A 16,485-nucleotide genomic window follows, 5' to 3' on the forward strand; every position below is an offset into this window, starting at 1 on the left:
ACTGAACCAGACGGCGCGCCAACGCCAGCACCATCGAACATAGCCTCACCATGCTCGCTGTGCTGAACCGGTCGCCAAACCGTTCAGCATTGCATCGTCAACATTTCATCCGGCGTGAGCCAGGTTAGCCACCTGGTGCCACAGCGCGTAGTGCATCCCAAGTAGGTGCCCGCTACGTGCCGGAAGGGGCACGGAGAGTAACCCCGTCCTGAGGGACGACTAATCCTCCGTGCCTACTTCATGGATGTGCCGCCGCAATGCAGGTGGCATAGCAAACTGGCGCACACTTCCTCGCACAAAAACTGTGCGCGAACATGTGTGCGTGAACCCGTGCGATTGGGACATAGACATTGATTATTCAATGGGGCGCAAGCCTGTGACCACCGACCTTGTCAGTCGGTGCGAGCTCTCGACATGCGAAATAACAGTAGAGCCTGTTCGTCGGCGTGCCACCTGCTCCCAGGAGGGAGCAGACGCACGACGGAAAGCCCACACGTAGTCAGACGGGGTGAGTCGAGGCGCATCAGCGTCGTAGACCACGGGCATACACGAAACCGACTTGAATCGGCGTAGGGGTATGCACAGCAGCACGAGATGAACCGGGTCGCGCCGGGAAGTCTTATGCGTTGTCTGGAGCAAAAGCGTGTAATTGCCCGCGAGGGCATTGGGAGGATAAGAACCAGCTAGGGCCTGCAGTGCCTGGAATTCTTGGAATTGAACTGAGAAGATTGCGATGAGTAGCCACCTGCTTAATGGGGTCGGGGCGGTGAAATCCGGGGATGCGCCGGAAAGCAATACAGTTCGAGAGAGACTGGTGGTCTGTCCGTAGGAGCTTCGCGTGGATAACCAATACAAAATAGTCCGCGGTGCGGGGGATTGTTGGCTCCCCGCAAACCAAGGGCTATAAGCCGATTGCTGTCGTAGCGCCTAAGTATCGGCGCCTAAGGGCGGGGGTCATTCCCCGGACAAGATGTTTCCCTGAGTATGCAATCGAGTGGCCGGCGAGAGCCGAGTCGGATGAGAAGTTGGCGAGCGTAGTGAAACCAGAACCCCTTGGCGGGGGTGATGGAGCATGGATGCCTTGGCGGGCATTCACCGGCTTCCACGCCGGCTAAAAAACGTGAGCACGGGTTGGCGCCCGGGTGAGCGATGCCGGTTGTGGAATGGCTGGACAGCCCTGGCGAAAGTCAGCGGCTTAACCAGCGGCGAAGATTAGGAAATTATGCTTCAGGTGCTCTGGCAATGCTGCCATGGGTCCCTGAATTGGGTTAGCAACCTCGAGGTCAATTTATAGGAGATATCGAAACAAGGCATATACGAGCTGTTCATTCAATACCCCGGCGAGAGCCGGGGTATCCTTGGCGCGCCAGCCGCGCCCAGTCGTACGAACGTTAGCCCTTCGCCGGTTCGTTCACCTATCCAGCAATGGCAAGTGTACTGACTCAAACTTCATCGGACTGGCAAATGCTACACTTCAGCAGTATAGGGTTGCAGCGTGCCAATGCTCCCCCGCAATCGAAAAACGTACAAAGCAGAAAGGGCACCTTTTGTTGGCACGCCTACTGGAATTTTTTCCCGCCTGGCTTACCGGGCGTATCGAGCCGCGAGCTCGGCGAGTGGTTCGCTCTTGGACCAAGAACAATGCAACACTACGCACGTTTCAGTACGGGATATTTCGCCGACTTCTTATGTGGAGCACTGACCACCCAATGGTCTTTGCGCTTGCTGCCGGCGTAGCAGCCGCTTGCATCGCCTACCTTGTTGCGGTTCAAGAGTGGACAACGCCTTGGCGCCTGACTGCCCCAAAACTAAAGAACGACTTCGATATCGGCGCGTATACCGGTGTGCCATGGAGCATCCAGGCCACTCTTGTAGCCCTGGTCTACCCCATCGTACTGTCCTTCATTGCATTAATGCTCCAACGTAAAGCGCACTCGACCGTCGCGTTACGTGTTTACGTACTAGACTCGGCCATCGTCCCAGCAGGTGCAAGCTCCGTCGGACTATTGGTAGCAATGGGAGTCCAGTATTTTGCGGCCCCATACAGCACATCTGCGCTTCTGGCCGAATACATAGCACCGTTGCTCATCATGAACGGGACGTGGCTGCTCATCAACGTCTTGCTGACTGGCTTCTTCCTAAGTCGCACCATTCACTTCATCCAAGAAGATGAGCAACGTCATGCTTTTACGCGGGTTGCTGTCGACGTAGTTCTGCGCTCCGAACTCATCTCGGCCGTGAAACAACACATCTTTGTCAATGCGCCTCAATCCGATTGGTATTTTACGGAAATCGGCGCGAGCGACGGTGCCACGCCACAGGTTCACATGTTTGCACTTGGCATTGGAGATAGCCGTCCAGTGGTGAAGCGCGACCTTAAGGGGAATTTGGTGCTTCACGATGTACATCTACACCTGCTGAAGCTTGTCGCCACATCTTGGAGCCGGCGGGCGGTCAATTCGCCCTCATCAGCCCAAGGTAAGACTCCCACGCTCATCTTTCCTCCCCGGGTCGGCGGGGCCATGTCTGGCGAAGTCGTCTTGTGCGCGGTTCAAGACGGGCCACCTTTGAACCGCATGGAGCGTTGTCTGGTACGAACAGCATTTGTGTACAGGCCTTCAAGGCAGGGCAAATTGTCCTTGTCTACACGCAAGATGCTCGAAGAGATTGGTAGTGAAGTTGAGTCGGCCGCAGAACAGCAACGGTTTGGCGCCGCTGAGGAAAACCTACGAAACCTGCTTCGTTTGCACACGACGCTGCTGCTTGCAAGCGCCGCAGATTCCGAAGGTGTTGCGGGCAACGCAGCAACCATCGGTACATCACCCTATTCGTGGGGGGACAGTAGCTTTGACATGGAGTGGTTGAAGCCATATCGAGACATTGGACAAATTGCTGTCAATCGACTTGAGGAGGATACGAGGCTATTTAGGGTACTTGCAGTTGTACCCGCGAGCATCGCAGCCAAGTTGCCTTCCCGGCCGGAAAAGCTCCTCATCGACGCACAGTTACCTGGAATGAACTTGGCATACCAACTTGCAGGTTGGTGGGTTCAAAAAACTGACGCCAGCCTGCTTTCTGGCGCCACAACCATTAGTGGTACGCTGCCCGCCCCATTGAGCAAGGTGTACGAGCAGGCCGTGGTTGCATTCATTGGGAGCTGGGGGCACTTCCGTGTCAACCTCCCTAATGATTTCGACGACGATGACGCTCAAGCCTGGCATGCTATTGCAGGTCGCGCCCTTATTTACGCTAAGCATATTGAGAACTCCGCAAATTTGTTCTTGAAAGCTGTGTCTCGTGGCGACGAGACTGGAGCCACTTGGCTGCTAGACAACCTGCTCAAGTGGTGGGGGAATCGAAAACGCGAACTGAAGTACGCCCATATCGAGCGAGACTTCAAGATTCGACACGTCACAATGACCTTAGCAGACAAGGATTGGGCCGCCGCTCAGAGCTTCCTCTGGAACGGTTCCGAGCCCGTCACCATCCAGTTCGCCGAATCGGCGCTCAGCATTGCGATTCTCCGGTATTGGGAAAGCATGCGTCTTTACGTGGTACTGCTCCTCGTTCAGAGCGCGAGAGCAACTCCGACTGCTGACAGCCGCGAACTTCGGTATGCAGCTTCGCTCATTCGCGGCAACGCGCAGCGTCCTGGAGGCTCAGTTGACGCCCGCTCACTCAGTTCCATCGATGTCATGTTGGAAAGCATCCTCGAGAATATTTTCGGACTCGAAACTGTCGTAGGTCGGATTGACGAGTTCGTAGAAAGACTGCCAAGGAGCACTGAAACACCTCGAGTATCAGGTTGGATATATAGCTGGCCCGGAACAGCAACGGACTTGGAGTCAATGAAGCACGCCCAAGCTGTCTTACTTGTATCGTTGACGGCATGCAGGAGAAACAGCGTTACCCGCAGTAAGAAGTTGATTGAGCGGTGGTGGACAGACATTGACAAGCTTGAGTCGGTGCAGCAGTACTGCGCCGACCTTCGCCGTGAAGTGCTTTCCAACAGTTTCTTTGAAGCTCATAGTGTAGTTTCCAGCCTTCAAGGGTTTTTGGAAAGTACCCATCGCGTTCGCTCAGCGAGGTTGGCTGCTGCGGTTGCACTTAAGACGCTTTCCGGGGTTGCCCGGAAGGAGCGTCAACTCACACTCAGAGCGCAATCCATCGACCAATCCAAGGTGCGAGACCTCAGTCAACGTATCTCGGCGCGAGCGCTCGACTCCACTAAACTCCCCCCACCGCTTGGTGCCCTAAAATTTCTCCCTGGGTTGACCGCGCATTCCAATAGCATCGATTTCATTGATAACAAGAAGCACTATCTCGAACACATCGGAACGGGGTCAGATTCGGACTTGGCTGAGTTCATAGGCGAGTGGGCTCACGAGAAAATCGTGGCTTGGAGCTATGAAAAGTTGGTCGAGAGCGCCGCACTAATGCCCGTAAACAGCCCCACACTTCGTCAAAACTACGACCCCTCTCGGGTAGAAATGCAGGCATTTCTCACAGACGTAGCATCGCACTGTTCCGCATACCGAACGCGAGGTGAGAAGCCAGTTGTACTGGTTGGCAATTCGGCAGTTGGTACATTGTTGCGCGAATCCATGTGGGGGCACGAGGACTGGAAGTGTCCACTTCCAGAGGGTGTTGTCATCGGTGCGGGTGATGCAGCGAACGGAACAGGCATCATATCGCTCGTCAACGATGTTCCTGTATTCGAGTTTGAGACGCCGCATGGCGACTGTTATGTATTGCCTGATGCAATGCTCAAGACCTTATGCATTGGAGGCTCGGATGCAAACACCGCCATGGCCATTTCTTGGAGTCCGGAAAGTGATGACAAGTTGAGATTTACGTTGAGTTGGAAGGCTGAATTTCTCCCAGTTACAGACTAATATCCGCACTTGAGTTTCTCGGCTGCGACACTGGAGCACGAGCCCCTCACTCATTGGCCAGGCGCCGCCTGGTCAAGTTTGAGTTGCTATCTCATTCCCACAGCGTACGGACCAACAATCTACGCGACCAAGTGCCCGGCCAGAACGCGCTCTACAAACGCGCCTCCGGTGCCGCTTGCCGCAATCAGCGCCCTCACATTGGCCTTGGCGGCCTTATCATCGATAGGTACGCCCGCGGCGGCCTGCATCACTGCGGTGTACGCGTCCAGTACGTCCATGCCGGTGATATCGTAACCGTATCCACGCATAATGCCTTTCAAGGCGGCCATGCCGGCCGCCATGGCAAAGTCAGGCCGATTGATGGCGAAGTCGCGCGCGGCACGCGTTAGCGTCCTGGGGTCGGTCGGACCTTTATTTGCCAGTTCAATAGCCAGTTCAAAAAAGCCTGCATCCTTGGCGGCGGCAAACCACTTGCCCTCCTCGCCGGACTGACTACCAACCAGGTCACGCAATATCGTCGCCGGCGCCATCTGCGGGTACTTTTTGACGATAGCCCTGAACGTCGCCAAATTGGTCGTCGCGTATGTGGCGGCAATCGCATACCGCGCATACGCCTCGTCCGCGCGGCCAGCATCGAGCAATAGCCCCTCACAGAAGCGCGCAATGGCCCCCAGAGGCTCGTTAAGGCCCTTGGTGCTCTCAGCGTACAGAATCGCCTCATCGGGCCTTCCAGACGCAGCCAGGGCCTTCGCGCCCCACTGCCTGTAGTGCCACCATTTGTGGCGGGATTTTTCGAGCAATGCCAGCAACTCGTCATATCGCTTGGCGGCGTACAGTGCGCTCATGCACGCGCCGGTCCCTTTGAAGAAACCGTGGCGGCCGGCCGCGTTGTCGGCCCAGACCGTTTCCACGGTGGGCATCAGGTCATCCGCCCACCTCGATGCAACCGCTTGACTAGCGCATAACTCGCCCCAGTAATCGCCCAGCAATTCCAGGTACGGCATTGCATCCTCCTGGAATGCTTCCCATAGACGGTCCAGCCATCGCTGGCGCGTCAAGATGTCGACATCGGCCTTGCCGATGATTGGGACGAGCGTTTCAATGGCGCGATTCACTGCGGAACCGATTGCACCGGAAGAGCTATCGACCTGCTCAATGGCCGGTGCCAACTTCTCCAGAAACAACACGGCACCTTCTGCAGCCAAAACGGGTTCCTTCTTCGCGACCGCCTTGATTTCGGCCAACGCCTCCTTGATGCGCTGGATGGGTGTATCGGATTTCCATCCGAATGCGTTGCGGCGGAAGCGAGGGGCAAATTGCCATTTGTAAGTGGTCATGAATCGAAGCTAATTTTTTTATTGGAACGCTACCGGAGAGGTAACCTGGACTGCGAACGCCCGCGATGCAAACCGCTAACGACGCCAGCTACGGCAACCACCAGCAGCACAACGACCAAGGCCATGCCTCGTATGGGCTACAACCACGTACGCAACGGCAGGATACCTGAATTAGATGGGCCAGCGAAGTCCCCAAAGAACAGCCCCCTCCCCCCCACCAGAACACTGGGCAAAAACAGGACGCCCCCCTATATGCGACTCTGGTTCTGGTAGGCATCCCCAACACATGAAACAACTCAGAGCGTCCCCATGCTGGACATACCTAACCTTAAAAGCTGTTGGCCATGATTTGGAGGGGGCGACTGCCGCTTCCGATTTCTCGGTGTGAATTCTTCCTTGTATAAATTCCGACCAAGTGACCTTGCCCTTCCTCTGCCCACTGTCCCGATTTCGTTAAGCCTGGCAGGGCGCGGATATCTGATATGGGTATTGTCTCGCTTCCAGGAACTTGTTGGTGCGAGAAAGCAAGCGGGCGTACTAGGCCAGCACAGAGCGCTGGCAGCCATACCTGTCCGGGAACTACAGACATGCCCGGCCCTTGTGGGCATTGCAGCACTTACACATCAGGCACACTGGCACGTTCCGGTCACTTGCTTCCAACGGAACGTTGAATCACGCAGAGCGATTACTGGAATGCGTCAAGGCAGTTGTCGCATAAATTGATTAAGCAGCCATGCGTTGGTCCTTTTTAGATGGCGGGTTAAGCCAGACCTCATTCGGCACCAGCCAAGGCCGTGTATGGCGCTTCCAGCGCAGCGGATAGTGTTGCTGGGCAGGTGGCATAAACGTCGCGGCGGCGGGTGGGTCAGTATCGAGTTGACGGTGCCGGTATGGCGCTGTTTTGGCGTCACATTGGCCAAGGCGCTATCCCGGAGAGTCCCGTTGTACCAGGCTACAAATTGCAGTGTCCAGGCCTGCACCTGCGCCTGCGCGACGTTCTGAAAGCCATTGGCCAGAAAGCTGGTCAAAGGCTGACCTAGACACCATGCTCGTTATGATTTACTGGCACAAAGCCGAGTCCGGCTCAGGCGTAAGGACCACAGCTTTAGCTTCCCGGACCAAGTCGGCTGCAGAGACCTCCATGACTGACGCAGCTTCACCATCGTGCCGAACGTCGTCTAACGGCAACGTACTTCATAGTGTGAGATTTCTCGTATGTTTCAGATGGGCAAGATGCTATCCTCTGGACGTCGGCCGAGTTCGGCCAAAACAGCCGCTCATATCTAAAGAAAAATTGTGCCAAAACGAGTCGCTGGAGAGAAAAGTGTTTGAAGTCACAAAACCATTGGGCGGAACGCCGGCTGCGATTGACCACATTACTGCGCACCTTTGCTCAAAAGTGAGGGTCTTCCTGACGGAGCTCGCCGAAGGAATCTCAAACTACCGAAGTATGCACAACCTGACCGAGCAGGTTGAGCATCAGTACCACGGTCGTTTTCTTATTGAACTCATTCAGAACGCGCATGATGCCTTGGGGAAGGAACCCAACGGCGGGAGAATCCATATCCGCTTTGAGCAGAGCGATTCCGAGCATGGAACTCTTTTCGTCGCCAATGACGGGGAGCCTTTCACCCATTCGAACTTCGAAAGGATTTCGGCACTCGGGCAGAGCGACAAGGACCCGCAGAAGAGCATCGGAAACAAGGGAATTGGTTTCCGAAGCGTTCTCGAGCTCACTGACTGCCCTGAAATCTATTCCCGCCAAAGCGCTGGCAGTCCGTTCTTGGGCGGCTATTGCTTTGCGTTTAGCCCCTCAACGGTAGCGTCTCTAGTTGAACCAATGATGGAACTCGCCTTTGGTGAAGACATTCCAGTCTGGAAAATGTCGGGCGCACCATTGGTTCAGCACTGGTCTGCCGAAATGCTCGCCCAATATCGCAGTCGGGTGGCGACAATGGGCCGAGAATGGCTGGCACAAGAGGTGCGCTTTCTTTCACCATATCTTCTTCCTGTCGCGATAAGGGAGCGAGAGAGTTCTGCGCTCAAAGAACTAGAGGAGGCAGGTTTTGCAACGGTAGTCCGCCTTCCGCTTAAGTCTCCACAAATTGCGCAAAAAGTGCAGCAGAAGATGGCGTCCCTGGACCCGTCAACTTGCCTATTCCTGTGGAACCTGCGTGAGCTCACGATTCGTCAAAGCACGGCAGTCGAGCACACATTTCACCGCACCGTTACGGAAGATGCGCTGGGCGGAACGCACGTAACTCTCAACGAACCGTTAGGAACACAACGGGACTATTTGCTCTGGCGAACGAGCTTTCAGATTGCGAACGCTCCGGAGAAGGTCAGAGCGGCGTTAAGTGCGTTGCCAGGTCGATGGCCTGAGATGCAGGACGCAGAAGTCAGTATCGCGATACGAAGCGGGGGCGAGCAAGACGCTGGGTGCTTCAGTATCTACCTGCCGACGCGCGAGCTTACCGGCAGCGCAGTGCACGTAAATGCGCCGTTTTATGGCGATATGAGTCGCACGTCCATCGAGTTTGACAATGAATACAACCGTCACCTCGTTGATGTGGCTGTAGACCTTTCCTTGAACGCAGCGTTGGCTCAGACGTCGGAACGTACACCTGACGCAGGACAAGCCGTCCTCGACCTTATGGGCCCTCTTTCTAGCGATGAGCCTGGCAAGGCGTGGTCCATGCACATGAAGAATGCCCTCTCCAGGGCTCAAGTCGATGTTAAATCTGCGCCCCTTGTATTGACCGAAGGAGGGTGGGTTGCGTTGCCAGATGCGTTCCAGCTCCCCGACCTCTCGAAGTGCAGACTTTTTACCGAGGACTTAGTGAGGCGCCTCGCCTCAGTCCCGCTTGTGCACCCGAACTTGTCTCGAAGGCGCGCTAAACAATTCGAGCTACTGAAAGAACAGTTCTGCGGCCCAGGAGCCACGCGGATGTCGATAAAGGTGCTTGCCACGCTGGCTGCCTCGGTCGCAGAAGAGATGTGCCGCGAGGGGGGGAATTGGAACGCATTCTGGCGCGATGTCGTCACACTACTGCCAAACGGGCAGCGGGAGCTCGCTCGTACGAAGGTGTTGCTTGGTGCGGATGGTGAACTCCACCAGGTGGAAGGCGGAGCCAAAGTGTTCTTCCTGCCCCGCCAAGGAACACCCGATGCCGGGGACGTAGACACTGACGGCGCGACGAGCGAGGTCCCCGTCACCCTGAGGAGCAGCGTCGCTTTCCTGAGTGACCAAATTGAGCTGTACGATACAAAAGGCAATTCTCAGAACGTCGTGCGTGAGTATCTTGGTAGCCAAGGTTTAGTAACGCCGTTCCGCGTGGAGACCATATTCACCGACGTGCTGCGCCGGCTGACGCCACAGCTGCCTGTGCGACATGAAAATAATGATGCAAGAAAGTGCCAAGACATCTTTTCGTGGGGTATGCGCCTGATGCGCAACATCGTGGCCAGAGGGCGTGGCGCGCCGGAAACATTCAAGCTGCTGCGCGACTTGCCTGCGCCTTGCCGTGGGGGCTGGTTCAAGCTGAAGGACAGCATCTTCGGCTCGGGTTGGTCCGACCCCGACGGAGATGTGCTGGACCGTTATCTGGGCGCCTTGTCGTCCTCCATCGGGAGGGGAATTTTCGCGCGTCTGCTTTTGCCAGGCAATGATTCTGCGTACCCGGACCTTGGCGCAGCAGCCAACAAGGACCTACTGCTCAAGGGCGGCGCATCAGATTTTCTAACTTTACATGAGGTCGCGTCTTCAGACTGGGCCAGCTCATTCTACAGTTCCGGAACTCTACGCCTTCCCTCGGGGCCTGTACCGGGCTTCAGTTCCACTCTATGGAGCGAGGTTGTCTTGGCGAATCGGCACCTGCGTTTACCTTTCACTGGCAATTATGAATACCTTGTGGAATCGATGTGGACCTTTGCCGGCCTTCATGAATACGAATCACTCGCCGAGATTCAAAAGGAAGACCTTTCACATTTGTTGCTTCGGGCTCTGCCGAAGTGGACGGCAGCTAGTTGGAGAGTCTGTGCTGTTTCGAAGATTAAAGGCCTGAGTGCAAGCGTCCGGTTCGAGTCCCCTTTATCGTTATTTCTGAAAACCTACCCTTGGATGGCCGTCCACGACAACAGCCGCACCTGGAATCGCCCCTGGGAGCGCTGGCTTGTTCCTGCTGACACTTTGGCGAGCCGAGCTCGGCATTACGCGCACCTGCGCGCGCTACCGGCAGCAACTGCGGCACAGATTGTGGCGGGAGTTGGTCTCGTTGACGAACTTCGTTCGTTGGGCATGAACGTTTTCAACGGTCGCGACGATACCTCAGGGACGGAACTTTTAAAGGCGCTCACCGCGTCGATTGGCAGCGAGACTGTTGCTGACACAAATGTGCTGCTTGGCCAACTAAGGGACGCTTGGGAGCAGTTCCGACCCGACGATACTTCCGTAGCATTGGAATTCCTACCGGTAAAGAGTCGTGACCGGGGCCTTCAACGTATTCAAGCAACTGTGCACGCGCCTGTCGTGCTTCCTGACCAAGCCGCACTTTCGGGGATTCTCGAAGACCTAGGCATACCTGTGCTCGCAATGTTACCCCGGGTAGCCCAACGGTTGCGCGAGTGGTTTCTGAGCAATTACGCAACGGCCGTACAGTTCGCCTCGGAAATGTTGGTTCGTCCCACAGTTGGCGGTGTGCCTTGGAGCGATGAAAAAAGTATACTGCTTTCGGACAGCGAGCTATCCTGGCTTATCACCCCACTGTTGGTGCTTGTTAGCCAAGGGCGCTCGGTGCATACCAGCGCTTTTCGCGAGCGTTATGAGACGCTCGTTTCAGCCAAAGTCGCTTGGGTTGAGGGGCTGGAACTGTCGGTTGTACGACCTGATGGTCAAACTTTGGCAAAACGTGTGCCTAGCCTGTGGGATGCTAGGTCACAAACCCTTTTGCTTGATGACTCATGCAGGACGCAGTTGGCTGACCTGAGCCCTGCTCTCGCTCACGCGCTTGAACGCGAAGATTTGCAGCTCTCAATACGGTTCCTGCTCAGCACCGTTGACAATCTTCCGGACGCCCCGCCCGATGTACACAAATTGTTGAAGCCACTTGGCTCCGTAAGCGAAGAAGAGATTCACCACATTCTGGAGCACCTTCGCGGTGATGTTGGGCACGTAGTTCGGTACGCGAGGGTGCTCGCCCGAGCTATCGGCTCGCAAGATATCACGGATATTGAGGCCGCAGCATCGGAAGAGCAACTGCTGACAGCATTGCAGAAACGTGGGTTCGATAAATCGAAGTGTCAGGAGCTCTTTGAGCTGGCGCGTGAGACCAACGACATGTTCGATTTCGGCAGCGCCTTAGCGGAACGTTGGCCCGGATTTCCACCGCTTTCAGCTTGGAACGAAGCCCTGCACTCGTTGCAGCTGTCCGAGATAGAGAACAAGGCGTGGCGGTTCCAGTTTGATGCCGTTATTGAAGAGCTCAACTGGGTTGCTAAGAGAGTTGCGCGTCATGCCTTAGCCGGCGGCAAGACCTCTATAGGTTACTCAGCGCTTTGTTCTGAGTACGGAGCCTTGGGCCAAGGTCAGGCTTTAGCGAAGGCAGGTTGGCGAGTCGAGTTTGCCGATGTGTCGGCTGCGCTCGGGGCCTTGTTTACCCGTTGGCTGGGTACATCCGAGTTACTGGAGTTGCTCCCACTTTCGCAAGACGTGAGCGAGTTAACTTGGGCTTTGAAAACTGCAGGAGTGGACCTAAACGTCGACCCCGATGAAGTAGGACGCTCCAATGCCGCTCTTATTCAGGCTGCGATAAGGCAGCTAGACCGTATCAGACTAGCTTGGCTGCTCAAGCGTGAGATAGGCCCACCTGATTGGGAAAGCTGCGTGGGCCATGTGCTTGAGGCGCTCGCCAAGGAACTGCACAGCAGTGCCTACGTCGCTCATTGGAGTCCTGAGCAGATATTTGCGATGCTAAGGCACTCTTTCGCTGCGGCGTTCCCGGACGACGATGGCAACTTTGCTGTTGCTTTGATAAGCGCGACGTCATTCGAAGAGCTTCGGTTAAAACTTGAGGTGTCGGACCAGGAGCTTGAAAATTCCGAAGACAGGCTGCGCTCCGCGCGGGAGGCAGCGGCGCGGCGCCAAAACATAGTGAAGGTCTGCGGCAAAGAGTTTGATGCTTCGGAGGGAAATCTAAAAAACCTTTGGGAACTTCTGACGGCAGAACTTCCCGACTTGGCACTATCATCGGCCACTTCACTCAATCTGGATGAAACCGCACCACTCACCAAGCCTCCTACGAAGCGGCCCTTGACTCGGAACAAAGTACCCACTGTAAACAGGCGCCGTCGTCAACCGACGTCTGTCGACCAAGCGGTTGGCTTAGCGGGCGAGATGTATGTTTTTCGGATGCTCAGACTACGGTATGGAGAGGAAGCCGTGTCAGCGTCAGCGTGGATTTCGGAGAACAGTCGGTACGTCTACGAAGGCAATCCAGCGGATGATGGGTTTGGCTGCGACTTCAAATTTTCCGCCAAAGGTCGGCAGTATAGGGTGGAGGTCAAAGCCACCCAAGGTGATGCTGACATCTTCAGCCTCGGGTCTTCCGAAATCGCATTGGCAATGGCTATCGCCGGCAAGACGAAGAGTCGAAAAGAGACGTTCCTGATTGTGCACGTCAAGAACGCGCTCAGCGTCGCACCAAGTGCAGTGGTCCTGCCGAACCCATATGACCCGAGCAGCGAGGGTCTCTTTCGGATTGATGAGGCAGAAGCCCGGGTTACATATCGTCCAGGCTCCGCCTCAACCTGAGACCTACGAGCGCTGAGGTCATCCGCACGAACACCGCCGCTAACACCCGGTTACTCCGCCAAAATTATTGCGCGTCGGAGGTGGTGTACACGAGGCACACCACCTCCTTCACATTCCGACGTCAGTAGTAACTTGCAAACTCTCATACTTCTTTCGAAGTTTGTAGTACTGAGACCTGCTCAGGCCCTGCTCTTTCCACGGCTCCCCATCCTTGGTCGTGGTCCTCGGACGCCCACCAAGTTTTCCCCGTGCAGATTGAATTTTGGAAAATTCCGCGGCTGTAAAGCGCTGCCATGTCCACTTTGCAAGACTGCTAGCAATGCTCTTCACCTCGGAAAATGGAAGCGGTGGAGTGAATTTATTTTCTTCGGAGGCTTGCAGCAGCACCTCGTCAAACCACCTGTCATGCGAGAATCCAGCGCTCTTGCGTGCCAACACATTTCGGTAGCACCACAGCCTGGTTTGCTCGAACAGCGTAGTATTTCTGCCGTAGCCAGCCATGTCACCTGCTGAGCGTTTGGGCAACTGCTTCGGCAAGTCCACATACTCAGCAAGCTCCCCCAGTTCATAGAGTCGCGCCCCCCAAATCGTTTTCCAACGAGGATGAAAGGGATTCTTCGCAATAAAGCCGGTATAGCCAGGGTCTGCCTTGAGTTTGAGTTTGAAAGCCACCTCAATGGCTTTCAAATAGTTAATAGGCTGTTGCCGCGAGGAGGTGCTGCGACTAACTGGAGCGACCAATCCGTAGAAAATGTGCGCATGTGCATTCACGGGATTGACGACAACGATAGTCGGCCGAGGAAGACCTGCGCCTTCCCACGCGAACGCAGCCTTCGGATAGTCCAAATCGAAAGCAAGCCAACTCACCAGCTTGGGTCGGTTGAACTGGATATGGCTGTACTCTATGGCTGTTGCTTGCGCCACCTGCATCGTGCCGCAGGTCGGGTCATTCGAACAGGATGGCTTGCGAGGCAACCTGTCGCAAAAGATTGATTGTATGTCCATCGGGGCTTTCGCCCCGGCGGTGCGTTACTATGTAATGATGGCCAAGTACTGCAAATCCCCGATGTGATGTCCTCTTCCGCAGGCCGGGGCTCTCCTGTTAGGTTGTACGTACTGCGTTGACGAACGACGCCTGCTGCTGTAGGACTGCAGGCCCTCCCATGGCATCAACCGCGGCCACTTGATGCATCATCCCGAGGGACGGCCATCCACGTTGAGATTGGCCTACTACGGCAGGAACAGAAAGCACAATCGATGCTTCCAGGCTTGGTTCGTAGGTGTAATTGGGCTGTTGCTCCGTGCGAGAACAGGTTTGTTGGCGGTGTTGCTTGTGAAGCGCCATGGCATCTCCGAGGTGGTTGTAGAAACCTCGTATACGTAATGGTTTTATTTTTTGCCCAGCGCCCCTGCAAGGGGTATCCGCCGGTAGTGGTCTGGCCCTCCTTGTCCGAAGGGCCAGACCACTCTTAGACGCACAACCCTAAATAGTTCAGAGCATCCTCAGCCAAATAGCAATCTGCCGGCACCACCCCTTTATGGTGGTCAACTTGGCAGCAACGACGCCATTCACTTGTTGAGGTTCGCCCGATTCGGATTCGCTGATGGCTAGGTCGGATGTGGCCGGATACCCAACCGACTGCATGCTCGCGGGCACAACATCGTTCTGCACTTCCCCAACTGCGGGCTCAAGCTCCGCCAGCAGTTGCTTCAAAATTTCAGGCAGACTACGGCCTGACCGGTTCTCTTTCCCTATCCTCTTTAGAACCGGGTGAATGTCTGTCGTGGATTGCACATTGACCTGCCCGACTCCCTGTGTCGCCAATATTTTTTTCCGGCTTTTTTCTACTTCCTTTGAACGGTCGGTTTGCTCTCGCTGGAGCTGCTCGCCAGGGACGTATGCGGTAATGGCCTTATACCCCATCGCACGCAACAGCTCGGGACCTTGCTTCAAATTTTCTTCATCACCAAGTTCGCATGGAAGGTCAGACGATTGATTTTCGAAATGCATAGTGCTTCTCCATAAAGGTCTTCCCATCTCCGGTACGGCACCAGAGATTGGTTATCGATATATAGAAAGTGCCTTTATTTTTTGAACACCGCGAACCGGCCCGCATAGATGGCACGCAATGACGATATACGGCAAGATGCGTCTGATACGTAGACGACCAGGCGACCGCAGCAATGCTGACTACCCATGGGCATCTGACAAATGCAAAATTTTTGCCTGCCGGGCCTTCAGACGCTTGGTGTGCGAACCTTTTGTTCGACCACCTGCTGGGCGTTGCACCAATATCTCGAAATGCTGTACTTGAGTCATCTCTAGTTCTGTGGCCTGCCTTCTTACGGGCGGCTCTGGTTCCACTTCGCCATCATGGTCTGGCAGCGCTGCCTTGATAGGCTGCACGTGATTCCGTTCAGGCCTGATTGCTGTCTTAGCGACCAAAGCGGAGTGCGCTGAATGGGCATGGTCTGGCGCGGCTATCGTAATACCTGGGTGCTTACTCTCATCAAGTTTTCCTGCCGACTTGTCGGCACCCAGTTCCGGCCGCATCGCACTGTCCCGCCAGGCAAAGAACACTTCTGAATGCCAGAAGACAAGACGGCCAATATGGCCAGGTGCTGGCATGGCGCGGGATTTGACGAGCTTCTCAACTTGGCGTTTGGATACCCGAAGAGCAGCTGCTACTTCAGCTTTGGTCATTAGTACAAACGGCTTAACGAATCGCATCTCATCTACTTTTTCTGCCGATTTTTCGGCACCAGGCTCAGGCCGCATTACGTTGTCCAGCCAGGCATAGAACACTTCCGGATGCCAACAAACGCGGCCGCCAATACGGCCGCATGCCGGCATTGCGCCGGAACTGACGAGCTTCTCAACGTAGCGCTTCGATATCCGAAGAGTTGCTGCCACTTCGTCTTTAGTCATTGGTAGATGGGACGTAACGGTCATCTTGCTATCCAAGTTAGGGGGGTAACTTGGATAGCAAGCGTAGTTATATTCGGCGGTGGAAGAATCTGCGATACACGATGCAGTGGCAAGCATCAAAAAGCACCTGCCACGAACTCTGAGGCAGGTGTGATGGCCGCAATCGACACAATTCATCAATCACGTCGAGTACGGCACGGCGCCACTTCCCTATATTAAGAACGACCGGGATTGAGCTCGATGCCATGACAATCCTGTGGCAATTCTGTGGCAACTGCCACAGAATTGCATGGAAACGAAAGGAAGCGAATGGAAGCGAAATTATGTATAACTTGTTGATTAAAAAGGATTCATGTATAGTCGCCTTACCCGTTTATCGAGCATTTTAGCCATAGAAATCGCGTTCGGGACGTAGAGGCCGGAGGTTCGAATCCTCTCACCCCGACCATTCTTTCCAAGCACTTTCCTCGCATTAATCTAATGCTAAGATACCCTCTCTTAACCATACGGGGAGGG

General features: G+C 55.2%; 6 protein-coding genes. 2 read left to right on the top strand and 4 right to left on the bottom strand.

The features are described 5' to 3' along the window. Positions 1–1,688: 1,688 nt before the first annotated feature. Positions 1,689–4,895 (top strand): hypothetical protein, encoded by a 3,207-nt coding sequence (locus AC1RRC_RS10275; RefSeq protein WP_493055355.1) that lies wholly within the window; start codon positions 1,689–1,691, stop codon positions 4,893–4,895. A 119-nt stretch (positions 4,896–5,014) separates the two neighbouring features. On the opposite strand, the gene AC1RRC_RS10280 is transcribed toward AC1RRC_RS10275, so the two are convergent. After that, on the bottom strand, positions 5,015–6,232 hold the full coding sequence (locus AC1RRC_RS10280; RefSeq protein ID WP_493055356.1) for a hypothetical protein: 1,218 nt from the start codon (positions 6,230–6,232) through the stop codon (positions 5,015–5,017). 1,141 nt (positions 6,233–7,373) lie between these two features. Between AC1RRC_RS10280 and AC1RRC_RS10285 the strand changes: the two genes are divergently transcribed. Further along, positions 7,374–13,040 (top strand): sacsin N-terminal ATP-binding-like domain-containing protein, encoded by a 5,667-nt coding sequence (locus AC1RRC_RS10285; RefSeq protein WP_493055357.1) that lies wholly within the window; start codon positions 7,374–7,376, stop codon positions 13,038–13,040. 108 nt (positions 13,041–13,148) lie between these two features. On the opposite strand, the gene AC1RRC_RS10290 is transcribed toward AC1RRC_RS10285, so the two are convergent. The 3 genes from AC1RRC_RS10290 to AC1RRC_RS10300 form a co-directional block, all read right to left on the bottom strand. Continuing rightward, complete coding sequence (locus AC1RRC_RS10290) at positions 13,149–14,045, bottom strand: replication initiation protein (protein ID WP_493055358.1); 897 nt, start codon at positions 14,043–14,045, stop codon at positions 13,149–13,151. A gap of 487 nt (positions 14,046–14,532) precedes the next feature. After that, positions 14,533–15,051, bottom strand: coding sequence for a hypothetical protein (locus tag AC1RRC_RS10295; protein ID WP_493055359.1), 519 nt, complete (start codon positions 15,049–15,051; stop codon positions 14,533–14,535). Positions 15,052–15,231: 180 nt separating this feature from the next. Further along, positions 15,232–15,993, bottom strand: a complete 762-nt coding sequence (locus tag AC1RRC_RS10300; RefSeq protein ID WP_493055360.1) for a helix-turn-helix transcriptional regulator — start codon at positions 15,991–15,993, stop codon at positions 15,232–15,234. Positions 15,994–16,485 lie beyond the last annotated feature (492 nt).

Source organism: Pseudoduganella sp. GW821-FHT12E03 (assembly GCF_058807115.1).